Raw genomic sequence first — 25,709 nt, 5'->3', positions numbered from 1 at the left:
TGGGCTGCTCCCAGTGTTTGCGCCATTAATGCAGCGGCTTGTTCTGCCGTAAGAAACGTAGTGCCGGAATATTGGCACCTTTAACAAAAATAAACGCCAGCAATAGCGCGCCCCACAACGCCATGGTGATATAGCTGCTGACGCCCATGATATTCAGCCCACTCTCCAGCATTTGCAGTAGGAACAGCGCTAATACAATACCGAAAATCTTGCCAAACCCGCCATCGGGATTAACCCCGCCCAATACCGTCGCCAGGATCGTGATCAGCAACAGTGACTCACCGTAAGAGGCTTTGGCCGAATTGAGTTTGGACATCATCAGCAACGCCGCGACAGCGCACAGTAACGACGAAATCACATAGACCCAAATCAGCGTACGACGGGTGTTAATGCCAGAGAAAAAGGTGGCTTTTTCGTTGGAGCCAGACAGGTAAACATGGCGGCCCAGCGGGGTTTTGGCTAACACCAGCCATAGCAGCAACGCCACTGCGGCAAACAGATACAGCGGAACTGGAACCCCAAGGAAATAACTGCGATCCAATGCCAGTACATAGTTCGGAAAGTTAGATATCGCCGAGCCTTTGGAGATCAACACGTTCACGCCTTTGAGCAAGGTCATGATGCCCAGGGTCGCCAGGATCGGGGAAACCCGCACCACCGAGATCAGCACACCATTGATAATCCCGACCACCAGGGCAACCACAGCCCCTGCCGCGAACATCAAGATCATCGAACTGAGCGTTGGCTCAAGGTGGGTACAAACCCAGGCCATCACCAGCGCACTGGCATTCGCCGTGGCGATAATAGATAAATTTATTCCCCCGGTCAGCATGGTGATCGCCATGGCCAGCGTCAATATCCCCGCGACGGGGATTTGTGCGGCAATAGACTGGAAATTGGCCGCAGACCAGAAGACCTGCGGGATCAGCACGCTAAATACGGCTCCTACCAGCACCAACAGTGCCACCAGCCAGCGCTCGGTATGATCACGTTGCGTTGTTTTCGACATGGTTATATCCCTACCTTATGACGTTGGCCCCAGGCAGTCATACTGATACTGATGACAATCACCAGCCCGATCACCACGGTATGCCAGTACGACGAAATCCCCAGTAAATTCAGACCATTTTGCAAAATGGCCAGCAGGATCACCCCCAGTAACGTACCGGTTAGCGTTCCACGCCCGCCGACAATACTGGTTCCGCCCAACACCACCGCCGCCAGCACGGTGAGTTCATAGCCAAGCAATGAGTCCGGTGCCACCGTCAGGACGGTATAGGACTGCACCACCCCGGCGATACCGGATAGAAAGCCCATATAGCCATAAACAAACAGTTGCAGCTTAAGGATGCTGAAACCCATGCGGGATGCCGCTTCCTGATTACCGCCCAATGCATAAATCTGCCGACCAATACTGGTGCGGGTCATCAACAAGGCCGTGACGATAATCGTCGTCAGCAAGGTCAAAATGGGCAGCGAAAGACCATAGTCATAGCCATCGGCAGCGGTGAAGGAGAACAGCATCGGCCCATGTTCGAACCACTCCGGGTAGGTATACAGCCAGACACCTCGGCTGAGATACAACAATAACCCGTAAAATATGTTCAATGTGGAAATGGTGATAATGATCGATGGCACCCGCAGACGATTAACCAATAGCGCGTTAATCAGCCCCAGCAATAAACCAATGCCCCCCGCCAGCGCAAAAGCCACCGGGAAGTTGCCACCATACTTCACAATCAAGGTCACCATGACATATTGCGAGATAATGGTCATCGCCGGGAATGAAATATCAATACCGCCAGAAATTAATACGATAAACAGGCCACACGCCAACATGGTCAACATGGCATAGTTATTAATCAGGTCATAAATATTGGCAAGCGTCAGAAAATCCGGGCTGGTGAAAGCAAGATAGGTCGAAATAATCAAGATAGTGAAAGCCAGCATCACTTCATGGCGTTTCAGGTGTTCTTTAGTCAATAAACCGGTTTTGGTTATCGTAGATTTATTCAGTACATGAGGATTAGCCATTGACCACCTCCGCAATGGCCGCTTCGCTACTGTTACTTGGCAAGAACTCCTGCACCAGTTGCCCGGACCGCATCACGATAATACGGTGACTATTGAAGTAAGCTTCATCAATCTCATCGCAAACCATTAACACTGCGATCCCCCGAGCTGACAATGCATTGATAATATTATAAATACCGGCTTTGTTGGCGATATCGACGCCAACGGTCGGCGAGTCGAGGATCAGGATTTGCGGGTCGGTAGCCAACCATTTGGCGATGGAGATGCGCTGCGCATTGCCGCCGGATAACGTATTCACCGGCAGATCGCTGTTGCCGATTTTGATCGCCAGGTGCTTGACCATATCTTCAACCAGCGTATCGACCCGTTCGGCCCGCATCAGGTGAAAGGCATTTTTCAGCCGGTGTAATACCGTGGCGCTGATGTTGTCGCGGATCGATTGCTCCATAATCAGCCCGGTGCTCATGCGGTCTTCAGAGACATAGCCCACACCAGCGGCAATGGCATCGCGGTTACTGGTAAAACACATCGGCTTATCGTTGATGCGAATGGTCCCCGACTCAGGTTGAGTCAAGCCGAACAGGCTGAGGCACAGTTCGGTGCGACCTGAGCCAAGCAGACCAACCAGGGCGACAATCTCGCCAGGATGTAACTGCAATGAGACATTTTGATATTCGTTGCCACGGGAAAGTCCTTCCACTGCCAGCACAACCGGGCGCGTTGAGCTGTATGGCGGCAATACCTGAAAATCAAATTTCATATCCGTCATCAGCCAGGCCAGCCGGTGATTATCCACCTCGACGGCAGGATAAGTACCGACCCAATTGCCATCTTTCAATACGGTAATGCGGTCGGAAATCTCCAGCACTTCGCTCAAGCGGTGGCTGACAAACACTACGCAGATATTGCGCGATTTCAGTTCATGTACCACCCGTAGCAGGCCGTTGACCTCTTGCCTGGTCAGCGACGCGGTCGGTTCATCCATAACGATGAGGCGCGCATCCTGTGCGAGTGCCCGGCAGATCGCGACCAACTGTTTCTGGGCGATCGGTAAATTCTCCACCAATTCGTCCAGATTAAGGTGGGCATCAATACTGTTAATCACCCGCTCGGCGGTTTCGCGCATCTGACGTTTATTCACCCATAGCTGATGGTGGTAATGGTTCATGGCGATATTCTCGGCCACGGTCAGATTAGGAAATAACGACAAGTCCTGATAAATAACCTGGATCCCCAGGCGGACAGATTCAATCGGTGTCAGAGTGGCATAGGTTTTACCATCAATAATAATGGCAGCATCCGCATCGGGTTGGTAAACGCCGGAGATAATCTTGATCAACGTTGATTTACCACAACCGTTCTGCCCAGCAAGGCAATGCACCTCGCCCGGCAGCAGGGTCATCGCCACCTGATTTAGTGCCTTGACGCCATAAAAGGTTTTACTGATATTTTCCAGGGTAATAAATGGCTGCATACATCCTCTTACGCCAGGCGGGTATGGGTTGCAGAGCCGAACAGACCTCCGGCTCTGCGGTAATGCGGTGAATCAATACAGAGAATCCACGTTGTCTTTGGTGACGCGCAATACGTTGTGGAACTGGATCAGGTGCTTATTCTGATCAACTTCCGCTTTACCCACCCCTGGGATCTCCATCCCCGTTTCGATTTTCTCTCCTTTCAGCACTTTGTCGGCGACGGCCGTTAATGCATAACCGGCAGAACCTGGATCATAGGTGACACCCATGGCGATATCACCACTTTTAACCAGCGACGCAGCCTGAGAAGGGATCATCATGCCAAACACGTGGACCTTGTTTTTCGCCCGCTTTTCTTTCACTGCGCGGCCTGCCCCAATCGGGCCTTGCGAACCGAAAGCCACAATCCCTTGCAGATCGCTGTGCGCTTTCATCAGATCCAGCGTGGTGCGGCGCGAGTCATCAATGCTCTCGGCGACAGGCATACGGCTGGTCACTTCAAACATCTCCGGGTAATGCTCTTTCTGGTATTTAACAAACAAATCGGCCCACAGGTTATGTTGCGGTACGGTCAGGCTGCCAACGTAAATGACATAGCCGCCTTTGCCGCCCATCGCTTTGGCCATTTCTTCCACGTTGTCGGCGGCGAATTTGGCGTTATCGATGATTTCGATATCCCAGTTGGCGCTTGGCTGCCCCGGAGATTCGTTGGTTAATACCACGATCCCGGCGTCACGCGCTTTCTTGAATACCGGCTCCAGCACATCGGCATCATTTGGCACGATGCTGATGGCACTGACTTTCTTGGCAATCAAGTCTTCAATGATTTTCACTTGTTGCGGTGCGTCGGTGCTGGAGGGGCCAACCTGATAGGCTTTAATCCCGAGATCTTTACCGGCACGTTCCACCCCTTCCCCCATGCGGTTAAACCATGGCATGCCGGCGATTTTCGAGATATTGACGACTTCCACTTCCTGCGCCAATGCACTTCCCGAGCACGCCATCATGCTGAACAGGCTGGCGGCCAATAACGTTTTAACACTCAGTTTTTTCATTTATTGAGGCTCCCGGATCGAATGTAGGTTGAGGCGATAGCAGTTAAATATCTAAATAACGTATTGATATTATTTCTATTTTATTGGTCTTATTTAAACGTGAGGCTTGGGCGGGATGCTGATTTTTACATCTGCACAACATTTCCCGTAGAGGGACTCTACAACCTCGATAGCTATTTTCCCCATATCCTTGAATGCTATTTATATGGACAAACCTGCAACTTTCCGGGTTTGCGACGGGTGTCATGATCCAGCGGGGAGCGGCCAGGAGAAGGCTGCTGACAAAGTGGCAATGTTGCTGAATTTGTAGGGTCGAACATGTTCGACCCTGGCCAATCTACTGATTATCCAAATGGGCGCAGCATGCAGCGCCGCTACGTAGTGAGTCCGAGAGAGTTGGTCAGCGGTTTCCGCCATTTTAATGTCAAGTTTGTTAACTCCCTTCCATTTTGCGGTGCAGCAGTTGCCAGCCAGCGTTTTCCTGCGCATGATGCGGAAAATCTACATACTTTGTTACAGGCCATATGATTAACGTTGCGCTGATAGATGACCACATCGTAGTCCGTTCCGGGTTTGCCCAATTACTGTCGCTGGAAGAAGATATCCGTATCGTCGGCCAGTTCGACTCGGCGGCACAGGCTTGGCCGCATCTGCTGCGCGATCCGATCGACGTGGCGGTGCTGGATATCGCCATGCCAAACGAAAGTGGCCTCAGCCTGCTCCAGCGTTTGCGCCAACAGCGCCCTACCTTTCGCGCCATCATTCTCAGCATCTACGACACCAATGCCTTTGTGCAAAGCGCTATCGATGCCGGAGCCGGTGGTTATCTCACCAAACGCTGCGGCCCTCATGAACTGGTGCAGGCGGTACGCGCCGTCAGCAGCGGTGGGCTTTATCTGTGCGCAGATGCCTTGCGCGCACTGCGTCATACGCCACAGCCAGCAAAAGAGCTACAGGTGCTCACCCCGCGCGAGAAAGAAATCTTCGATCTGCTGGTCAACGGCCTGAGTGTCAAAACCATCGCCCAGCAGCTGACCTTGAGCCATAAAACCGTCCAGGTGCACCGCGCCAATATCCTCGGCAAACTGCATTGTGATACCACCGTTGAACTGGTGCATTTCGCGCTGCAACATCAATTGCTTGCAGGGAATTAACCGGTGCCGCCAATGGTGCGCCGACTGGCGCTTTCGCTGTTTCTGGCGCTGTTTTTTACCCTCAGTTGGCTGGCCCTGTGGACCATCAGCCTGCACCTGAGCCATGACGGCCAACACGCCGTGTTGCTGTTTCCCCAAGGGCTACGGCTAGCGCTGTTGATCCTGCTACCTCGGCGTTACTGGCCTACGCTGCTATTGGCGGAAGCCGCTACGCTGCTGTGGCTGTATGAGCAGCAATTATTGAGCGATCGCTCGGTGCTATTACTGCCTTGGCTAAGCCTGCTACCCGCCTGGGGCACGCAGCAGCTCTGGTATCGCTATCACCTGTATTGGCAGCGCCTGTCGCTATTGCTGGCGGCTATCGCCGTCAATGCGCTGTTGTGCGGGTTACTGGCTGGGTTGTGGTTGCCCATCACCGTCAGCCAAACGTTGCTCACCAGCTTTACCGGCGGCGTGCTGCTGGTGCCTTTTGTCTATCTGATTTATACCTACCTGCGCGAGCAGTTGGTGACGTCAATGCCCGTTCCACGCCCCCCGACGCCACAGCTACGTACCTCATTGCTGCTGTGGTGTTCGCTATTTCTCACCATGGGCATCTGCGTACAGTTGGCGATCGCTCCAGAGATGGAGCGGCTGCTGCTGATCTTCATCTTTCTGCCTAACGTGTTTATGGCGTACCGATTTGGCTGGCAAGGGGGCGTGCTGGCGGCGCTGTTTGGCAGCGTGATGATTACCCTCACCCGCCAGGCCGGTGGCGCTTTCCAGGAGTTGCGTGAGCTGGAGCTATTTCTATCCACCCAGGCACTGTTGGGCATTGGCTTGGGGATTGCCATCAGCCGCCAGCAGCAACTGGCGCAAAAGCTAGAGCGCTATCGCCAACAGTTGGAGCAGGAATTAGCGGCCAAACGCCAGCTGATGGAGCGGCTGATCGGGACCGAAGAAGAAGTGCGCAAGGCCATCGCACGCGAATTGCATGATGAGATCGGCCAGAATATTACCGCCATCCAGATCCAGGCAATGCTGGTGAACCGCAGCGCCACCGCCCCGGCGACCCGCCTGGCCGCCGAACAGATTGATTCGTTGTCGCAGCGTATCCACCACACCACGCGCACTCTGCTACGGCAATTGCGCCCGCCAGTGTTGGAAGAGATGGCGCTGGAAAAAGCCTTGCATCACCTGGCCGATGAGTTTTCCTTTGCCGAACAGGGGATCGGCTTCCAGTTGGATTACCGCCTGCCCGCCACGCCAGATGATGAAACCCTGGTATTTACCCTCTACCGCGTCGCGCAGGAGTTGCTCAATAACATCAGCAAACACGCCTGCGCCAGCCAGGTGAGTTTGAGCCTGACGCAAAGCCAGCAAACGATCACCCTGGAAGTGCGTGATGACGGGCAGGGAATGCCGCTGCAACCCACCAGCGGCTTTGGCCTGCGCGGTATTGAGGAAAGGGTGCGTGCATTAGGGGGCGACTGGCGGCTCCAGCGGCGTAACGGCACACGCATAATTGTTAACCTGCCCACAAAATTGAACAAAAACCCCGGCTGACTAGGACTAAGTCTTAGACGCCTAAAACCTTGTCTCATCCATTTCACTTTTCAACTACCTACACTGCTTTCACTGTCTGGAGGAACCCATGGCATCGGCCACGCTAACTGCTGAGCAAATCAGTGCCCGCTATCGCTACTGGCGACCGCGCCTGATGTTTTCGATGATCGTCGGCTACGCCGCATTCTATCTGACACGTAAAAGCGTCAGCTATGCCATGCCGGTGATGCAGCTCGAACTGGGGTTGGACAAAGGGGATATCGGCCTGCTGGGTACGCTGTTTTACCTGGCCTACGGCGGCTCGAAGTTTGTCTCCGGCATCGTCAGCGATCGCAGCCAGGCGCGCTGGTTTATGGGCGTCGGGCTGTTTATCACAGGCGTGTTGAACATCGTATTCGCCTTTTGCCATTCGCTGACGGCGTTGCTGGTGGTCTGGACGTTAAACGGTTTCTTTCAGGGCTGGGGTTGGCCGCCCTGCGCCAAGATGCTCACCAGTTGGTATTCACGCAATGAGCGAGGCTTCTGGTGGGGCACCTGGAATACCTCGATCAGCCTGGGCGGCGCAGCCGTACCGTTGCTGTCTGGCTATATGGCTTCGCACTATGGTTGGCAGGCAGCCTTGTTACTGCCAGGAGCCATCGGGATGTTGATCGGGCTGTGGCTATGCTGGCAACTGTGCGGCAAACCGCAGCAGCAAGGATTACCCAGCGTAGGCCGCTGGCGACGCGATCCGCTGGAGCTGTGGCAAGAGCAACAAAGTCCGCCCATGCCGATGCGGCAGATGTTGTATGACACCATTTTGCGCAATCCGACCATCTGGTTGCTCGGCGTGTCCTACATCCTGGTGTACCTGATACGCATCGCGCTAAACGATTGGGGCAACATCTGGCTGGCGGAGAGCCACGGCGTCAACCTGATGAAGGCCAATGCCACGTTGTCACTGTTTGAATTGGGTGGGCTGTTTGGCGCGCTGTTTGCCGGTTGGGGTTCGGATTTGCTGTTTCGCGGCCTGCGGGCGCCGATGATCCTGCTGTTCTCCATTGGGCTGTTTTTGACGACTACTGCGCTATGGCTGGCCCCATTGCACCATTACGGCTTGCTTTCGGCCTGCTTTTTCGGCCTCGGTTTTTTTGTGTTTGGGCCGCAGATGCTGATTGGGCTGGCCGCCACGGAGCACTGCCATAAGGATGCGGCCGGTACCGTGACCGGGTTTCTCGGCCTGTTTGCCTATCTGGGAGCCGCGCTGGCCGGCTGGCCGCTGGCTCAGGTGTTACAGCATTACGGCTGGTATGGCTTTTTTGCCCTGCTGGCGTTGGCCGCCACCTGCGTCGGCCTGCTGTTGATGCCACTGCTGATGGCCGGGCAGATACGGCAACAATAAGCGTCATTTTTACACGGTGGAGAGGGGTAGATCCGGTGCTGTTCCCCTCACCCTCTCCCCAAGGAGAGGGGACCGAATGTGCCACAAATTGAATCCCGCATCTGGCCTTTACACGGGCGCAGCATGCAGCGCCCCTACACAGCCTGACCGCTGCTCCATCTCCTTGGGGTGAGGGAGAAAGAATTCGCCGTAGTTCCCCTTTATCAGAGAAGAAATTGGTTTGCTTTACCCTACAAAGACAACAACAAAAAAGGACAACACCATGAAATTGACACCTCTCAATACCCTGCTGGCCACTACGCTGGCGCTGACTGCCCTGGCCGGAACCGCGCAGGCCAAAGGCCGTCTGGTGATCTATTGCAGTGCCACCAACGCCATGTGCGAAGAAGAAGCCAAAGTGTTCGGGGAAAAATACGACGTCAAGACCAGCTTTATCCGCAACGGCTCTGGCAGCACCCTGGCCAAGGTAGACGCGGAGAAGAAAAACCCGCAGGCCGACGTGTGGTATGGCGGCACGCTGGATCCGCAATCGCAGGCGGGGGAAATGGATTTGCTGGAGGCGTACGCGTCACCCAACCTGGAGCAAATCATGCCGCAGTTCCGCGATCCGGCCAAACGTAAAGGCAACTACTCCTCGGCGGTGTATATCGGTATTCTCGGCTTTGGCGTCAACACTGACCGCCTGAAAGAGAAAAATCTGCCTGAACCCAAGTGCTGGAAGGATTTGACCAACCCGATCTACAAAGGGGAGATCCAGATCGCCGATCCGCAAAGCTCCGGCACCGCTTACACCGCACTGGCCACCTTTGCGCAGTTGTGGGGCGAAGAGGCCGCCTTTGATTACCTGAAACAACTGAACGGCAACATCTCGCAGTATACCAAGTCCGGTATCGCCCCGGCCCGTAACGCCGCTCGCGGTGAAACCACCATCGGCATCGGCTTCCTGCACGACTATTCGCTGGAAAAAGAGAAAGGCGCTCCACTGACGCTGGTTTCCCCATGCGAAGGTTCCGGCTATGAAATCGGCGGCATCAGCATTCTCAAGAACGCCCGTAATATGGAGAACGCCAAGCTGTTCGTCGATTGGGCGCTGTCTAAAGAAGCCCAGGAGCTGTCCTGGAAGAAAGGCCAGTCTTACCAGATCCTGACCAACACCACGGCAGAGACTTCCCCTAACTCGCTGAAGCTGGATCAGTTGAAACTGATCGACTACGACATGGATACCTACGGTGCCTCCGACATGCGTAAAAAGCTGATCACCAAGTGGGTTAACGACGTGAAGATGGGCCACTGATCCCATCCCGTATCTTTCGGGCGTAGTTATTACGCCCGCTTCAATTTAGTCAACTCCGGGGAATATCATGTCTGAAACCATTACCTTGCGCAGCGCGCAGGGGCGGGATCCCATTTTCTACTGGTTGCTGGTGGCACTGGCCGGGTTCGCCCTGCTACCGTCCTACAGCCTGGACTACGGGCTGCTGGAAGCGACCAGCGAAGAGCTGCTGGCGGCCTACGGATGGTCGCATGCAGGCTTGGCCGTGCTGTGGTTTGCCGCCCCGCTGCTGCTGCTTGTGCGCCCACAAATTGCCACAGGCCGCGAACAACGTAGCCGCCACCTGTTTGATGCCGGTTATGCTCTGGCCTGTGGGCTTTTGGTGTTTATCAGCGCCGCTGCAACCGGTACCGGGATGGGGTTCGCTACCTTGCCGTTGCTGTTGGCCTTGGGCGCCGTGATCACCCTTGCACTTTCAAGGCTGGAATGGCTGGGCGGCGATCGTTTCGTGCTCGGTTCGCTGGTAGCGGTGATCGCCCTGATCGTGCTGTTTATCATTTATCCCAGCATCGCCATCTTTATCCCGATGTTCACCGATGAGAGCGGTGCTTTCGCCCCGCTGGCGTTTATTCAAACGCTCGGGCAGGCGCACATCCTACAGGTGATCTGGAACTCCTTCCTGCTGTCGGTTGCCGTAGGCATTGGCTGTACCTTCTTTGGCATGGTGTTGGCGATTTATACCACGCGTATTGCCCGCCGTTCGGCCGTGATTGGCCGTATCTTCTCGATCCTGCCGATCGTGACGCCACCCTTCGTGGTGGGCTTGGGGGTTACGCTGATGATGGGCCGTTCCGGCTACATCACCGAATTAATGGTGACCTGGTTTGGCCTGACCAACACCAACTGGCTATACGGTTTTACCGGCATCTGGTTGGCCCAGGTACTGGCCTTTACGCCGATGTCATTCATGATCCTCGATGGGGCCATTAAAACCATCCATCCGTCGCTGGAAGAAGCGTCCTACACGTTGCGAGCCAACCGCTTCCAGACCTTCACCCAGGTGTTTATGCCGCTGCTGAAACCGGCATTGGCCAACTCGTTCCTGATCGTGATCGTTCAATCGCTGGCGGACTTCAGTAACCCGTTGGTCCTCGGCGGTAACTTCGACGTCTTGGCTACGCAGATCTACTTCTACATTACCGGTGCACAGCTTGATTATCAGGCGGCCAGTACGCTGGGCGTCGTGCTGTTGATGTTCTCACTGCTGGTGTTCTGCGTGCAGTACATGTGGATCGGCAAGCGTTCCTACGTGACCATTTCCGGCAAATCCAACCACGGCGACGTACAGCCGCTGCCGGTAACGCTGGTGTGGGGCGTCTCGCTGATGCTGTATGTGTGGATCGCCTTCAACATCCTGCTGTACGGCAGCATTTTCTACGGCAGCTTTACCGTCAACTGGGGCGTGGACTACACGCTGACGTTGGACAACTTCAGCAAACTGTTCGGCCAAGGATTTAGCGACGGCGCATGGCCTTCCCTGCTCGATACCTTGCTATACGCCGGGATTGCGGCACCGATCACCGCCATCTTCGGTCTGTTGATTGCCTATATCGTGGTACGCCAACAGTTCCAGGGCAAAAAAGTGATCGAATTCAGCACCATGCTGTGTTTCGCAGTGCCTGGCACCGTGGCCGGTGTTTCCTACATCCTGGCGTTTAACAGCGCGCCGGTTTACCTGACCGGCACCGCGGCTATCGTGATCATTTCGATGGTGATGCGTAACGTTCCGGTGGGGATCCGCGCGGGTATCGCCGGTTTGGGGCAGTTGGACAAGTCATTGGATGAGGCTTCCCTCAGCCTGCGTGCCGGTTCGCTTCGCACCATTGTGTATATCCTGCTGCCTTTGCTGCGCCCGGCGATCCTCTCGGCGTTGGTTTACAGCTTTGTGCGCGCCATGACCACCGTCAGCGCCATTGTTTTCCTGGTGACGCCTGATACACGTGTCGCAACGTCCTACATCCTGAATCGGGTTGAAGACGGCGAGTACGGTGTAGCCATCGCCTACGGTTCGATCCTGATCGTGGTGATGCTGGCGATTATTTTCCTGTTTGATTTCCTGGTTGGCGAAGCGCGGGTCGCGCGTTCCAAAGCCCGAAATGCGGCCTGATACCCGGCGGAGAAGGATGAACAACATGTCTGAACTACAAACTAAAAAGCACTTCGTTGAACTGAAAAACGTTGCCAAGCGGTTTGGCACCAACACCGTGATTGAAAACCTGAGCCTGGCCATCCCACGCGGGGATATGGTGACGCTGCTTGGCCCTTCCGGCTGCGGTAAAACCACGGTCCTGCGCCTGGTTGCCGGGCTGGAAAAGCCCAGCGGCGGGCAGATCTTTATCGACGGCGAGGACGTAACCGATCGCTCCATTCAGCAGCGGGACATCTGTATGGTGTTCCAGTCCTACGCGCTGTTCCCGCATATGTCGCTGGGAGATAACATCGGCTATGGCCTGAAGATGCTGGGCAGGCCCAAGGCGGAGATCCGCGATCGGGTGCGTGAAGCCCTGATGCTGGTCGATCTGGAAGGTTTTGAGGAACGCTATGTCGATCAGATTTCCGGTGGCCAGCAGCAACGTGTGGCCCTGGCACGTGCGCTGATCCTGAAACCCAAAGTGTTGCTGTTCGATGAGCCGTTGAGCAACCTGGATGCCAACCTGCGCCGCAGCATGCGCGAGAAGATCCGCGAGTTGCAGCAGCAGTTCAATATCACTTCGCTTTACGTTACCCACGATCAGAGTGAAGCCTTTGCGGTTTCGGACACCGTGCTGGTAATGAACAAAGGGGAAATCATGCAGATTGGCGCGCCGCAGACGCTGTATCGCTACCCGGCCTCACGCTTTATGGCCGGATTTATGGGCGATGCCAACATCTTCCCGGCCAAGGTGACCAGCAGCGGCGTAGAGATCTTTGGCTACCCGGTGCCGCGTCCGCAGGGCTTTGCCCCCGGTTTGCAGCAATGCACCGTTGGCGTTCGCCCGGAAGCCATCACCCTCAGCCAGCAAGGGGAAGCCAGCCAGCGTTGCACCATCAGCAAAGTGGCGTATATGGGGCCACAGTATGAAGTGCTGGTGAACTGGCACGATCAGTCGCTGCTGTTACAGGTCAACGCCACGCAGTTGCAGCCAGAACCGGGCGATAGCTATTTCCTGCAAATCCATCCGTTCGGCATGTTCGTGCTGGCCGACGAGTAAGCTTGCCACCCCCGCCCGGTCTTTCGGGTGGGGTATTTTCCCGTATCCCAAGCGTGAATGAGGACTTCCTGCTGACCGCAGGGCATTATCACTATCGGTGGCGTTTAAAACGCTCAGCCATGAGATAAATCTGCCAAAACCTCAACGGCTTGCGCGTTCTGTAAGCAAACGAACGCAGAATGCGTAATCCCCTTTGACTTCCCCCCGGCGCCCCGCTATGATTCCGCTCGTTCAAACGATTCCTCTGTAGTTCAGTCGGTAGAACGGCGGACTGTTAATCCGTATGTCACTGGTTCGAGTCCAGTCAGAGGAGCCATATTTAGAGAAGCCCGCTTAAGGAAACTTAAGCGGGCTTTTTGCATTCAGGATTGGCACTCTGGTTACTACCGTATTTATAGTGAAAACCCGTAGTGAGAGCCATCCGGCAATTCAACGTCAAGGCGCAGTTTGCCGCCAGCAGCCTCAACGTAGCGCTTAAGGGTAGAAAGTTTCAGGTCGCGGCCCGGTTTTTCCATGCTGGCGACGGTAGGTTGCCGGATGCCCAGAGCCAGTGCCATTTCTACCTGCGTTTTCTTCACTTTCTCACGCAGTTCGGCAAGATGGATGTTGAGCAGGATGTCCGTCGCCATCGCCTGAGCTTCGGCCACGACTTCCGGCTTTTCATCCGCAATAAGCTGTTCCAGCGTTCTGCCCATCACGTTACTCCTTTTGTTTTAAGGTGTTCAGCCAGTTGGTGAATTCCCGGTCTGCAACCGGGTTCATCTCAGCGTAAAAACGCTTTTCATTACCGACCTTATTTCCGGCACAAAGCACAATGCCAGTTCGGGCCGGGTCGTAGGCGAAAAATGCCCGCATCGGCTCGCCTCGGCTTTGTATACGCAACTCTTTCATATTACTGAAACAGGAACCTTTGAGCGTGTCGGCATACGGTCTGGACAATCCAGGCCCCTTTTCTCGCAACACCATCAGCGCAGCAAGTACACTGGCCCGATCGCTATCGTTAAGTGAGATAAACCAATGATCAAACGTGTCCGTTGTTTTAATCGACCACACGGGGCCTCCTGATGAATATAGGTCAATTGCTATATAGATGCAATGCTATAATCATCAGAATGGCGTACCGGTGAAAGAAATGCACTGGCATAAACAAGAAAGCGGAAGAGGTGTTCCCATTTCTCACTGTATGTGAGCAGGAGTTGCTGGCATGTTGCTAACAGTCTCGCAAACAGGCAGTGTATCAAGCGCTTCTTTCTGGGCGTGAAGCGTCGACGTTGCTGACGACAACGTGGTGTAAGCGGGAACTTACTGCGCCGTAAAGCACGCAGTGAAGATAATGCTCACTTTTCTGAGTCTTTTACCATCCAGTTGATTTTCTCGCCTGCCAGAAAAGGCACCACCTCCCCCATGTCCGGAACATTAATAATTTCGGGAACCGTTTGTTCCTTGCGGATCAGAGTGACGATTTCTTCATTCACCGGCTTACGGTAAAAGTTGGGGCCATTAATGGAGGTAAAAGCTTCCAGTTTATCCAGCGCATTGGCCGCATCAAACACCGAAGCATACAAGGCAAGGGCAATGGGCGTATTGAAGGCCCCGGCACACCCACAGGCGCTTTCCTTTTTCCCTCGACTATGAGGTGCAGAATCGGTTCCCAGGAAGAAACGTTCACCGCTGGAGGAGGTAATGGCCTTAACCAGCGCCGCACGATGCTTTTCGCGTTTTAAAATTGGCAGGCAATAGTTATGTGGGCGGATCCCTCCCTTAAACAACGCATTCCTGTTCAGGAAAACATGCTGAGGCGTGATAGTTGCACCAATATTACTGCCGCTTTCCATCACGAAATCGACTGCTTCGGCCGTGGTGGCATGCTCAATCACAATACGCAGTTCAGGGTGACGAACCGTTATCGGCAGCAAAATGGTTTCGATAAACCGGGCTTCACGGTCAAAAATATCCACCTCCGCTTCCGTCACTTCGCAATGGATCAGCAGTGGAATATCAGCACGCTGCATGGCATCCAGTATCCGGCTGACCTTATCGATTGAGCTTACGCCCTGTGCCGAGTTTGTCGTCGCATTGGCTGGGTAAAATTTAACGGCCTCCACAATACCGCCATTGAAGCCTGCAACCAAATCGTCTGGATCGGTATCGTCGGCGAGATACATGGTCATTAATGGCGTAAACTGATGACCTTCAGGTAAGGCCGCCAGAATTCGTTCGCGATAGGCCACAATGTCTTTGGTTCTCTTCAGCGGGAGCACCAGATTAGGCATGATGATTGCCCGACCATATTGTTGACTGCTATACGGCAGGACTGCCTTAAGCATCTCCCCATCGCGCAAGTGCAGATGCCAATCATCCGGACGACGAAGTTCAAGTTCTGAAATCATAACGACTCCTCATTCAGGAAAGCGCGGTATAAGCTTCAAATGGCGAATCATCGAGCCTACCGGTCAAGTCAGAAATACTCTCGACGCCATGCAGCCCACACCATGTCGCTAACTCATCAATGATATTGATCATCGTAGCTGGGTTGATAAACGTCGCTGTCCCGACCTGAACGGCCGTTGCCCCGGCCAGCATATATTCAATCACGTCATGAGCATTGGATATTCCCCCGCAGCCGATAATGGGAATATTGACATGTTTGAAGCATTGATATGTCATGCGTAACATAACGGGCTTAACCGCTGGGCCAGACATTCCCCCCATGATGTTACCTAACTTTGGCCGCCGGGTTTCTATGTCCACAGCCATTCCCAACAGCGTGTTACCCACAACCAACGCATCGCAACCTTCACTCTCAGCGGCCTGAGCGACACCGATAATATCGGCCGTATTGGGCGTAAGCTTTGCCCACAACGGAAGCGACGTTGAGGTCCGCAAGGTTTTAATCACGCTGGCGGTGGTGCCCGGATCGATCGCAAAGGCTTTGCCGTGCGCTTCGATATTAGGGCAGGAAATATTAGCTTCTATGGCACTGATCCCTGGCACGTCGCTTAACCGGGCAGCCAAATCGCCAAATTCAGCCGCCGTGTTTGCCGAAATACTGGCAATCAGTGGCGGTTGGAATTGCTGATAAAAAGGCACGGTATGCTCAATGTAATCCACCAGACCTTTACTCGGTATACCAATAGCATTCAGCATGGCAGAGTTCAGTTCACAGATCCGGGGGACGGGATTACCCGGGCGTTTCCCCGCGGTAAACGTTTTGGTAACAAAACCGCCAAGGCGATTAAAATCGATGATTTCGGCCAATCCCTCAGCAAAAGTACCGCTAGCTGGCATTACCGGGTTTTGCAGTGGCAAGCCGCTGACCTTAACTGATAAGTCAGTCATAACACCACCTCTTTAATATGAAAAACGGGGCCGTCGTAGCAAACGCGCTTGCTCTTCATTGCTAGCGCCTTGCCGACTTTTATTGGACGCACGCAGCAATAGCACATGCCAATCCCACAAGCCATGTGTTGCTCCAATGCCACTTCTCCGGCTATATCAATTTCGGCAATCAATGCCTGTAACATCCGAGCTATTCGTGCTGAGCCACAGGTATAGATGGCATCAACCGGTCTTTTGCCATGCACCTGGCGAATTAATGCCTCTACGTTAGCAACAGAACTGGAATCATCGGTATCAATAACTTCGATCACCGTGGCCCCAATATTGAGAAATCGCTGTTGGGACATCAGGCTTTGCTGGTTTCTGGCGCTGAGCAGTGCCGTCACATGAATATTCATTTTTGCTGCCCGTTCCGCAAGCGGAGCTAACGTAGCCAGACCGACCCCGCGCGCGACTACCATGATATGCTGATAGTCCGGCTTTACCGTGAAGCCATTGCCAAGCGGGCCAAGAAATTGCAGGCCATCGCCTGCCTTTAGCGTTGCCAGCCCTCGTGTGCCGGCCCCCGTGACCTTATAGAGAAACTCAACCGTATTCGTCCCTTCATCGGCATAATAAGTGCTCATCGGGCGACGAAAGAAAGGTTTATCGGTGTCTGTCTGCGGGCACAATAGATTAAAGAATTGCCCAGGTTCAACGTTTAATGCTAGCGGCCCGGCGTCAACAATCATATGCTTGTATTCTTGATTGACCCAATCGTTACCGAGCACCCGGAATTTACCCTCTGTAGCAGCCATAATAAAACCTCATCTAACCATTATTTCAAGGAAACGCCTTTGCTTTCCTTGATAAGAAACACCGTAGCAATGACATCCAGGACATATATTGAAGCCAGCAGCGCAATCGCATACGCAAAAGAATAAGTGCTGGCCAGCACGCCAACCACCAGAGGGCCAGTCGCACCTATCCCGCGCCCAACATTGAAAAGAATATTTTGCGCCGTCGCTCTGATTTCCGTGGGGTAGCTTTCAGAAATCAAAACCCCATATCCCGCATACATGCCGTTGACAAACATGCCCATAATGGCGCCAGCAAACAGCAGGGTCATCGGGTCGTCCAATTGGGCATAGATAAGAATAATGGCCAGTGCACCGACTTGATAAAAAATGAAGGTTGGCTTGCGGCCAAAATAATCGGAGAGTTTACCAAACACCCAAATCCCCACACCCATGCCTAAAATCGTTACCGCTGTCCACAGGCTGGATTTGCCGAGAGAAAAACCCAGCTGTTTTGCCATAAATGTTGGCAGCCAAATCATCAAGCCGTAGTATCCGAAATTCTGTACCGAGGTCAGGATCATGATGCCAATGGTGTTCTTCGTCGTTGTCGCATCGCTGAATAACAACTTGAGCGATATTTTATTCCTTCCGCTCCTTTACCTTCCGTAAGAATATTTTGGGCTCTTGCAGTTGAGAACGCAGCGTGAAAGCCAAAATTGCCGGCAAAATGCCAACCAGAAACATGCCTTTCCAACCAATGATAGGTAACAACAAGGGTGGAATAACGGCGGCCAAAAATACGCCAGATTGCCATCCCAGGCCAACATAAGAGGAGACTTGCGCACGTTTGTTAGCAGGCCAGGCTTCCGCCACCAGGGTCATACCAATGCCAAGTTCCCCACCCATGGCAAACCCCACCAGGAAACGATATACGACCAAGTCGTTATACCCGACAGAAAAATAACACAGTGCCGTCGCTATCATGTACAGCACAATGCCCCACCGAAGCGCAAAGACACGTCCGTACTTGTCACTGATAATACCGAAGGTGATCCCCCCGACAACCGTTCCAAGCAGAGACCAACTGACCAAGGCTCCGGCCTCTCCGGGCGTGACAGATAATGACACCGTGATAAACGAAATTAAAAATCCGATCATCAGCAAATCAAAACCCTCAATCATAAGTCCGGTAACCGAAGTAAAGACAGACTTGACCTTATAACTATGGGTTTCTTCCTCTCCGTCTTGTTGCTGCTGAGATAGTTTGTTTTCAGGAGAATAATGATCCGTATTCTGATATGAGTTATTCATATTCACTCCAGTTTTAGTCAATCACATTTTATTTATAATCATTCCAGTACAGCGGGTTGCAAAAAGTTACGAATAGACCGTTATTTTATCAATGTTGAAAAAAACATCATTTTATGTTAGATTATTGAAAATTTTATTTTTTTAAGCATGCCAATGAAACACGATACGATCGACTACAAAACCATTGGTCAACGGCTACGAGCCTATCGGATAGCCGCTGGGTTAAAAGCAGAACAGATTGCTGATAATATTGGTATTTCACGAGCCGCCGTATATCGCCTTGAAAAAGGTGAAATTGTTAAAATAGAAACGCTGGAAAAATTAGCGCAACTGTTGAATACCTCTTTACTCAGTTTGTTAGGGGTTGATACCGAATACTACTCTAATGCCGCCGGTTTCTTTGAGCGAATGAGACAACTGGAAGAATCATCTACCCATATTTATTCTCATTTCGATCCTTTTTCTTACTTGCTGACATCAGACAGATACGATGATTTTCTGCAATTGATGTTAGCCGAAACCTCTGCGGAAAAATCTCAGCCAACTCAGCAAGAACTCAATACTATTACTATTCTGAGCCAACGCAAAAAGAGCATACATAAACACACGCCAAAACTATTCAATTTAATCGGTATTCAACAAATTGAAAAATTCCTTCACCTTGGCCTGATTGGTTCATTGAACCTTCCCCCCAGTACCAGAATGGAACGTGTTCTCCACGCCAGGAATGAAATAAAGCATCTTATCGATGTCATCGAAGAAGGTTCAAGCCCCCTTGAAATAGCTATTTCCAAGGATGCGATCCCATCCCTTACCTTCCAGATCTTTTATCAACACTCCATGCCTTTATCCGTCGCCGTCAGCCCATTTCGGCTGGGTGAATTACCGAACGTCTCTGCGGGAATAGCATCCGTAACCAACTCAAAAGAAGCTATTAGCTCTTATCATCATTTCTTTAATAAGCTCTGGGAAACATCCACCAAAAAAAGTGATGCTATCGATTTGCTAAAGAAAACCCTTGAGCGCTACTGACGGTTTCCCAACTCCCTCAAGGTCTCTTTTAGCAAGGTTGCTGCGACTTCAATATCTGAGAAATGGGTAAACTCGTCCGGGTGATGACTAATACCCCCTTTTGACGGAGTGAAAATCATCGCCGCCGGATACCTCTGAGCCAGGTTCATGGTATCGTGACCGGCCCCGCTCAACATTTTCATGTAGCTGATATCATTTTTCTCACACTGCTGAGCTAGCACATCACAAAGGCCATCATCCAACTTGACCGGCTCCTCCGACGAGATCTCTCTCAATGTAATGGTGACATCATTGTCTTTTTCAGCCTTATGCACCGCCTCTTGCAGCCTGCTGGCAACCCGGGAAATACTGGACTTTTCAATACCACGAATATCAACATAAAACGTCACTTCGCCAGGAATGACATTCATTGAGTTCGGCTGAATTTCCATTTTGCCCACGGTGGCCACCGTGCCCCAGGGAGATTCTCGGCACGCGGCATGATTGATATCCTCAATGATCATTGCACTCGCAACTAACGCATCCTGCCGCTGATACATTGGCGTTGCTCCTGAGTGATCGGCATGCCCTCTGACTAACACGGCAAATCGGGTTGGCGCTGCGATACCATTTACGACACCAATGGTCAAACCGTCACTTTCAAGCCGTTTACCTTGCTCAATATGCAGTTCAATAAAGGCTGAGAAATAATGATCAGGTAAACAGCAACTGGCTATTTTTTCACTGGCATAGCCTGCGTCGTCATTCACCTGGAAAAAACTCTGGCCTTCATCATCAACGTTTTCTGCCCATTGATCCGCTTTTACCTTGCCGGTCATTACCTTGCTGCCAATACAGGAGAAGCCAAACCGGCTGGACTCTTCGGCACGGAAAATCACTAACTCCAGATCGCGTAATAGCTCTCCTGCTTTAAATTGCATTAACGCATAAAAGCCAGTGACGACACCCAGCGCTCCATCGTAAGCCCCACCTTGCGGGACCGTATCTAAATGAGAGCCTGTTCCTACCGCGGGTAGCTGGCTATTTTGCCCAGGAAGTCTGGCAAAAATATTGCCGATCGCATCTTTACGGACGAATAAGCCATGCTCCCCCATCGTCTCAACCATAAATTGATGAGCGGCTTCGTCTTCCTTACTGTAAGCCAAGCGAGTGATTCCCTTCATTTCGCCAGGTTTGTTAAACGTTTTCAGCGTTTCAAAAAGGGTTTCCATATCATGCATGGTGTAGCATTGCTGAATCATTTGCCTACCTCTATAGGGATCTGATTGATTGCCACCCGAGTGTTGTCTATAAAATTAGACTACAACAATGATACATCTGCTGACCAACGTGGCTGATAGCTACTTTATCCCTAACTCCAGTGGGGTAGTCAAATATTTTGTCTAAATTTTTAGATTTTCAGGACGTAAATCACACTTCTCTCTCGACCGATTAAAATTAGTGACAGCCATGCTATTTTTTATTTATATATATCATATAGTTATGAATTTAATTACTTATTTAAGAGCTTTATTACATCAGGTTACGATCAATGTCAGTATCAAAAATGATACTAAAATCAAGTAAGATGAATCGATAATCATTAGATGATTTTATCAATTTGAATTCGATACGTTTATTTTTAACATTAAACTAACACCAGATAAATCTTCCAAAGAACATCCAGCCACCATAAATAGTAACCCCTAGTATCCCTGACGTGTAAAGCCACGTTTTATAACGGTTTCGAATGTAGATATTGCGCAGTAACGCAATCAGCAAGGGGGTAACCAGAAAAAATGCAGCTATAGATGCTTGGAGGGTTCGATTACTAAGCGATTGATGGGGAATACTGCACACAGTATCCCCCACGTCCATCATCCAGTCATATTTGTTGATAGAAAATAACTCAATAGAAAAATAGGCAAGGACAAAATAGCCCAGCATAGAAATAATATCGATAACCTTTTCTTTATCCATTTTCATTTTAGGCGTTTAGTCCCAGCAACTTTCTGATATGGTTCCGAATCTGTAATAATCGAGCACCATACGAGATATAGTCAAACTCTACAGAACCCCTTTCCGGTTTCATATGGATGAAGCGAATAAAGTCGTTCAACCTTCTTTCTATGCCACGATTATAGCGAATCCCAGCCATCATGTACTGTTCATCAGACAGGTAAAGGCTTGCCACATTTGGATAGTCGTAGAGGGTCATATCCCGCAGATGTTGGGCAACGATCCACAGGTTGAAATCATCCTCCATCAAACAGGTTGCAAGCTCAAGTTGATCCCGTGTTGTCAGCGTATTAGGATCTAACCCCAGTGTGCTTGCTGCGACCTGAATTTGCATGGCAACAGAACCAAAAGAGGTTTTATCCTCTGGAAAAGCCTTAAGACCCAAAGCTCGTTTTGCTTCGAATATCTGAAACTTATATTCCTCAGGCATTCCTCCTGACTCAATCCACGCAACTCCTCCTAACAGTTCAGGAAGAATACCTGCCTGGTAGGCGTAATTTTTAATCCTGTCTTTGTTGTATTGAACATAGGCATCCTTATATGCGTTTAAGTAAAACTCTCCACTTTTTCTCTCTGGATTGCTTTTCGTCAGCCTCCAGAAAAGCGCGTCGATTTCATCCCACTTTCTAAACCCAACTTGGGTGATATCACAGAACTGATTCCGTGCAACTATACTGTCTCGCATGTCTCTGCTCCCTATTAATACACTCGCTCATCCCAGATACTATAGCCTCCGGTTCCGGCGATATGATGTTTCCAATCAATGCTCTGGTAAGCAACAGAAATCATTTCCTCCGGTTGGCTATCAGCATGGTTCAAAGCATGTGGATAGGAAACAGCAATATTCTTTAAGGTCGCTCCAGTGAGCATGATTGAATAGTACTTTTCCTGAGCCCCCATCTGGGTCGTGCGATAGAAATCAAAAAGAAGGTCGAGTTCTTCGTTATTCGAGATTGCGATACCAAAGAGTGGCGAGGATTTATCGATAGGTTTGCAGAATTTTATCGGATGGTGGTTAGTATGCTGGCTACGGCTGATAGCATGATCAAACTGCAACACAAGAATTTGATCTTTATGCCTTATCTGGTATTTATTTCCGATGGAGTCAAGTGTACAGCATCCTGCAGAGATCAGTCCTTGTTTCTTACCTTTGATCGTCAAGTAGATATTATTTGCCATGTAAATTCCCTCTTTTTAGATGTATATCCCCTGAAAGTCCCTTACTCGCCAGGGTATGACTAGTACAACTCAAATCGGCTGGTGGGAAAACTTACAAAAATGTAGTCAAATAACAATGGTAAAAACTCTTAGTTGATATTTTTTCTGAGGCTTGACAAGCCCCCTCCTATCGTGCGGATTTTATGAAAGTTACCGGCATAACTCAACCAAATAATGACTAATATTTATGCAATCTCAGCCATTACACATTAGCTGACTGACTGAGAGACTCACATCTAGCCCCCTCTCAGACCTGCCCCAGATCACACTCGCAACATTTAACATGAAAAGTACAATTTTTTACCTGAATGTTACATTCCATTAAAATAACCTTGCCGCATACTCATCGCACGCCCACCCCTACCGAGGGAACCAACTGATGAAAACTAGCAACCCGATGCTGGAAAAATTACTGCCGATTCTGCCACTTATCGCTGCCAATGCCGCCCAGGCTGAAAGCGAACGAAAAGTACCGGAAGAGAATATCCGTTTGTTAAAAAGCATAGGTATGCACCGGGTGTTCCAACCGAAAAAATTCGGTGGATTGGAAATCTCCTTACCGGAATTCACCGACTGTGTCGCTGCGCTGGCAGGAGCCTGCGGTGGAACGGCCTGGGCCTTCAGCCTGCTTTGCACCCACAGCCATCAGATCGCCATGTTTTCCCCCAAGCTACAGCAAGAGATCTGGGGTGATAACCCAGACGCAACCGCCAGCAGCAGCATTGCCCCATTTGGCCGTATTGAAGAGGCCGAAGGCGGTGTCTATCTGAGCGGCGAAATGGGTTGGAGCAGCGGCTGTGACCATGCCGAATGGGCGATTGTCGGCTTCCGCCGCAAAAACGCCGACGGCGAGTTGCTCTACAGCTTTGGCGTGATCCCGCGTAGCGACTACGAAATTCGCGATGACTGGTTTGCCGTAGGTATGCGCGGCAGCGGTTCCAAAACGCTGATCATCAAAAATGCCTTCGTTCCCAACCACCGCATTGAAGCGGCTCAAGACATGATGCACGGGCGCTCATCGGGTTACGGTCTCTACCCAGACAGCAATATCTTCTACTCTCCTTATCGCCCTTACTTTGCCTGCGGATTTGCTGCCATCAGCCTCGGCGTGGCAGAACGTATGCTGGTCGCCTTTAAAGAGAAAACCCAAAACCGCGTGCGGGCCTATACCGGAGCCAGCGTGGGCACGGCGACCCCAGCGCTGATGCGTCTGGCAGAATCGACCCACCAGGTTGCCGCCGCCCGCGCCTTTTTGGAAAAAACCTGGCAAGAACATGCCGAACACGGCCGCCAGCACCAATATCCCACTCACCAGACATTGACGTTCTGGCGCACCAACCAGGCCTATGCGGTCAAAATGTGCATCGAATCGGTCGATCGCTTGTTCAGCGCCGCAGGGGCAACCAGTTGGATGGAAAGCAATGAAATCCAGCGTCTGTTCCGCGATGCTCATATGACCGGGGCACACGCCTATACCGATTACGATGTCTGTGCGCAGATCCTGGGGCGCGAACTGATGGGGCTAGAACCCGATCCGACGATGGTGTAACGAGCAGGAGAACCTATTAGATGACACATCACACAGAACCTGATCTGGATCCCCGAGCATTTCGCCGTGCGCTGGGTAATTTCGCCACCGGGGTGACGGTAGTAACAGCAGCAACGGCAGATGGCACCCGGGTGGGTGTCACGGCCAACAGTTTCAACTCGGTGTCACTGGATCCGCCGTTGGTCTTGTGGAGCATTGATAAACGTTCCGGCAGCTATTCGATTTTTGAGCAGGCCAGCCACTTTGCCATAAACGTGCTGGCCGCCGATCAGATGGATATTTCCAATCGCTTCGCTCGCCCCAGCGAGGACAAATTTGCTGGGATCGAAATTGGTATCGGTGCGGGCAGTGCCCCTTTGCTCGACCATTGTGCCGCACGTTTTCAGTGTGAGAAATATCAGCAGGTAGACGGCGGTGACCACTGGATCCTGATTGGTAAAGTCGTGGCGTTTGACGATTTAGGCCGCGCGCCGCTGGTGTATCACCAAGGGGCCTATTCCATGGTGCTACCTTATCCGCAGGTGGCAGAGCGCGTTGCACAGGACGCCGTGCCCAGCGCCAGACAGGAGCGTTTGAACAACAACGTCTTCTACTTGCTCACCCAGGCGTTGCGCAGCTATCAAAGCAGTTACCAGCCCAAGCAGCTCTCCACCGGGTTGCGGGCCAGCGAGGCCAGAATGCTGCTGGTATTGGATAGCGCTGCCTGTCTGGATAAGGCCTGCCTGTTAGCAGAAATGGCGATGCCAACCAGAGAGATCGAAGAGGCGCAGGAAGCCTTGTGCCGCAAAGGCTTGGTATCCAGCACCGAGAGCGGTCATCACCTGACCGAGGCAGGCGAACGTCAGGCCAGCGTGTTGAGAGATATTGCCGCCAAACAACAGGAACAGGTGCTGTCCGCCTTCTCGGCAGACGAAGTCGGCATTTTGAAGAAGCTGTTGCGCGGTATTATTGCCAATAGCCAGTAAGTTTACGTCGCTACTCCTCATTCGCATTGCCGGCAACGGAATGCGAATGAGGGATTTCAGTTACTCAGAACCACTCTGCTGTACTTGCGAACCAATCCGCGCCACAGACATCCGCTGCCCTAGCCAACCTAACGCCGCACAGACGGCCATCACCAACGTCATGGCGAACGGAGTGTCGTCCTGCAACCAGGAAACGGCCACGCTTGCCAGCGCGCCCATACCAAACTGCAACGAGATCGCCAGGGCGCTGGCACTTCCTGCCTGTTGGCCGCGCTGTTGCAACAATAACGACAGGCAATTGGTGCCAATGGCGTTGACCAGCGACATAAACGGTCAAGTATTCAATGTGT

22 protein-coding genes, 1 tRNA gene and 2 pseudogenes are annotated in these 25,709 nt (G+C 51.9%); 10 read left to right on the top strand and 15 right to left on the bottom strand.

Annotated elements, in window-relative coordinates; translation table 11 throughout:
* Positions 1-25 precede the first annotated feature (25 nt).
* From U869_RS0104490 to U869_RS0104475, 4 genes are all read right to left on the bottom strand, one after another.
* The gene (locus U869_RS0104490; RefSeq protein ID WP_025122982.1) at positions 26-1,009 is read right to left on the bottom strand and encodes an ABC transporter permease; all 984 of its coding nucleotides are present in this window, start codon (positions 1,007-1,009) and stop codon (positions 26-28) included.
* 2 nt (positions 1,010-1,011) lie between these two features.
* Positions 1,012-1,950 (bottom strand): ABC transporter permease, encoded by a 939-nt coding sequence (locus U869_RS0104485; RefSeq protein WP_029988240.1) that lies wholly within the window; start codon positions 1,948-1,950, stop codon positions 1,012-1,014.
* Positions 1,951-2,026: 76 nt separating this feature from the next.
* Positions 2,027-3,508 (bottom strand): sugar ABC transporter ATP-binding protein, encoded by a 1,482-nt coding sequence (locus U869_RS0104480; RefSeq protein WP_025122980.1) that lies wholly within the window; start codon positions 3,506-3,508, stop codon positions 2,027-2,029.
* 72 nt (positions 3,509-3,580) lie between these two features.
* Entirely contained in the window at positions 3,581-4,516 is a 936-nt protein-coding gene (locus U869_RS0104475) for an autoinducer 2 ABC transporter substrate-binding protein (protein ID WP_232785325.1), read from the bottom strand.
* A gap of 572 nt (positions 4,517-5,088) precedes the next feature.
* On the opposite strand from U869_RS0104475, the gene U869_RS0104470 reads away from it, so the two are divergent.
* From U869_RS0104470 to U869_RS0104440, 7 genes are all read left to right on the top strand, one after another.
* Entirely contained in the window at positions 5,089-5,718 is a 630-nt protein-coding gene (locus U869_RS0104470; RefSeq protein WP_025122978.1) for a response regulator transcription factor, read from the top strand.
* 12 nt (positions 5,719-5,730) lie between these two features.
* Positions 5,731-7,263, top strand: coding sequence for an MASE1 domain-containing protein (locus U869_RS0104465; protein WP_025122977.1), 1,533 nt, complete (start codon positions 5,731-5,733; stop codon positions 7,261-7,263).
* Positions 7,264-7,351: 88 nt separating this feature from the next.
* The gene (gene uhpC, locus U869_RS0104460) at positions 7,352-8,644 is read left to right on the top strand and encodes an MFS transporter family glucose-6-phosphate receptor UhpC (protein ID WP_025122976.1); all 1,293 of its coding nucleotides are present in this window, start codon (positions 7,352-7,354) and stop codon (positions 8,642-8,644) included.
* 262 nt (positions 8,645-8,906) lie between these two features.
* Positions 8,907-9,938: an ABC transporter substrate-binding protein gene (locus U869_RS0104455; RefSeq protein WP_025122975.1), complete on the top strand. Its 1,032-nt coding sequence runs from the start codon at positions 8,907-8,909 to the stop codon at positions 9,936-9,938.
* A gap of 67 nt (positions 9,939-10,005) precedes the next feature.
* Entirely contained in the window at positions 10,006-12,084 is a 2,079-nt protein-coding gene (locus tag U869_RS0104450; protein ID WP_025122974.1) for an iron ABC transporter permease, read from the top strand.
* 25 nt (positions 12,085-12,109) lie between these two features.
* The gene (fbpC, locus tag U869_RS0104445; RefSeq protein WP_198530707.1) at positions 12,110-13,168 is read left to right on the top strand and encodes a ferric ABC transporter ATP-binding protein; all 1,059 of its coding nucleotides are present in this window, start codon (positions 12,110-12,112) and stop codon (positions 13,166-13,168) included.
* A 240-nt stretch (positions 13,169-13,408) separates the two neighbouring features.
* Positions 13,409-13,484, top strand: a tRNA-Asn gene (locus tag U869_RS0104440).
* 76 nt (positions 13,485-13,560) lie between these two features.
* Here the strand turns inward: U869_RS0104440 and U869_RS0104435 are convergent.
* From U869_RS0104435 to U869_RS32830, 6 genes and pseudogenes are all read right to left on the bottom strand, one after another.
* Positions 13,561-13,863, bottom strand: coding sequence for a helix-turn-helix domain-containing protein (locus U869_RS0104435; protein ID WP_025122972.1), 303 nt, complete (start codon positions 13,861-13,863; stop codon positions 13,561-13,563).
* 4 nt (positions 13,864-13,867) lie between these two features.
* On the bottom strand, positions 13,868-14,221 hold the full coding sequence (locus tag U869_RS0104430; RefSeq protein WP_025122971.1) for a type II toxin-antitoxin system RelE/ParE family toxin: 354 nt from the start codon (positions 14,219-14,221) through the stop codon (positions 13,868-13,870).
* Between the two features lie 284 nt (positions 14,222-14,505).
* Positions 14,506-15,558, bottom strand: a complete 1,053-nt coding sequence (gene pyrC / locus U869_RS0104425) for a dihydroorotase (RefSeq protein WP_025122970.1) — start codon at positions 15,556-15,558, stop codon at positions 14,506-14,508.
* Between the two features lie 13 nt (positions 15,559-15,571).
* Positions 15,572-16,507 (bottom strand): dihydroorotate dehydrogenase, encoded by a 936-nt coding sequence (locus tag U869_RS0104420; RefSeq protein WP_025122969.1) that lies wholly within the window; start codon positions 16,505-16,507, stop codon positions 15,572-15,574.
* Positions 16,504-17,304 (bottom strand): dihydroorotate dehydrogenase electron transfer subunit, encoded by an 801-nt coding sequence (locus U869_RS0104415; RefSeq protein ID WP_025122968.1) that lies wholly within the window; start codon positions 17,302-17,304, stop codon positions 16,504-16,506. Before U869_RS0104415 ends, U869_RS0104420 begins: the two co-directional genes overlap by 4 nt.
* Before the next feature lie 20 nt (positions 17,305-17,324).
* A pseudogene (locus U869_RS32830) lies at positions 17,325-18,468 on the bottom strand (MFS transporter).
* 282 nt (positions 18,469-18,750) lie between these two features.
* Here U869_RS32830 and U869_RS0104405 point away from each other — a divergent pair.
* Positions 18,751-19,629, top strand: a complete 879-nt coding sequence (locus U869_RS0104405; RefSeq protein ID WP_025122967.1) for a helix-turn-helix domain-containing protein — start codon at positions 18,751-18,753, stop codon at positions 19,627-19,629.
* On the opposite strand, the gene U869_RS0104400 is transcribed toward U869_RS0104405, so the two are convergent.
* The 4 genes from U869_RS0104400 to U869_RS0104385 all read right to left on the bottom strand — a co-directional run bounded on the left by U869_RS0104400 (position 19,623) and on the right by U869_RS0104385 (position 22,806).
* The gene (locus U869_RS0104400) at positions 19,623-20,870 is read right to left on the bottom strand and encodes a Zn-dependent hydrolase (RefSeq protein WP_025122966.1); all 1,248 of its coding nucleotides are present in this window, start codon (positions 20,868-20,870) and stop codon (positions 19,623-19,625) included. The genes U869_RS0104405 and U869_RS0104400 overlap by 7 nt on opposite strands.
* A gap of 391 nt (positions 20,871-21,261) precedes the next feature.
* Complete coding sequence (locus U869_RS0104395) at positions 21,262-21,594, bottom strand: DUF2645 family protein (RefSeq protein WP_051588703.1); 333 nt, start codon at positions 21,592-21,594, stop codon at positions 21,262-21,264.
* A gap of 1 nt (position 21,595) precedes the next feature.
* The gene (locus U869_RS0104390; RefSeq protein ID WP_025122964.1) at positions 21,596-22,312 is read right to left on the bottom strand and encodes a hypothetical protein; all 717 of its coding nucleotides are present in this window, start codon (positions 22,310-22,312) and stop codon (positions 21,596-21,598) included.
* Positions 22,313-22,326: 14 nt separating this feature from the next.
* Positions 22,327-22,806: an Hcp family type VI secretion system effector gene (locus U869_RS0104385; RefSeq protein ID WP_025122963.1), complete on the bottom strand. Its 480-nt coding sequence runs from the start codon at positions 22,804-22,806 to the stop codon at positions 22,327-22,329.
* A 418-nt stretch (positions 22,807-23,224) separates the two neighbouring features.
* Between U869_RS0104385 and U869_RS0104380 the strand changes: the two genes are divergently transcribed.
* Both U869_RS0104380 and U869_RS0104375 read left to right on the top strand, forming a co-directional pair.
* Entirely contained in the window at positions 23,225-24,394 is a 1,170-nt protein-coding gene (locus U869_RS0104380) for a p-hydroxyphenylacetate 3-hydroxylase oxygenase component (protein ID WP_025122962.1), read from the top strand.
* Between the two features lie 20 nt (positions 24,395-24,414).
* Positions 24,415-25,359, top strand: coding sequence for a p-hydroxyphenylacetate 3-hydroxylase reductase component (locus U869_RS0104375; RefSeq protein ID WP_025122961.1), 945 nt, complete (start codon positions 24,415-24,417; stop codon positions 25,357-25,359).
* Positions 25,360-25,419: 60 nt separating this feature from the next.
* On the opposite strand, the pseudogene U869_RS0104370 reads toward U869_RS0104375, so the two are convergent.
* A pseudogene (locus U869_RS0104370) lies at positions 25,420-25,689 on the bottom strand (Bcr/CflA family drug resistance efflux transporter); the annotation flags it as partial.
* Positions 25,690-25,709: the final 20 nt, after the last annotated feature.

Source organism: Serratia sp. H1w (genome assembly GCF_000633355.1).
Taxonomy (GTDB): Bacteria; Pseudomonadota; Gammaproteobacteria; order Enterobacterales; family Enterobacteriaceae; genus Chania.
The sequence above is the reverse complement of the archived record's forward strand: the minus strand, read 5'-3'. Positions and strand labels throughout refer to the sequence as shown.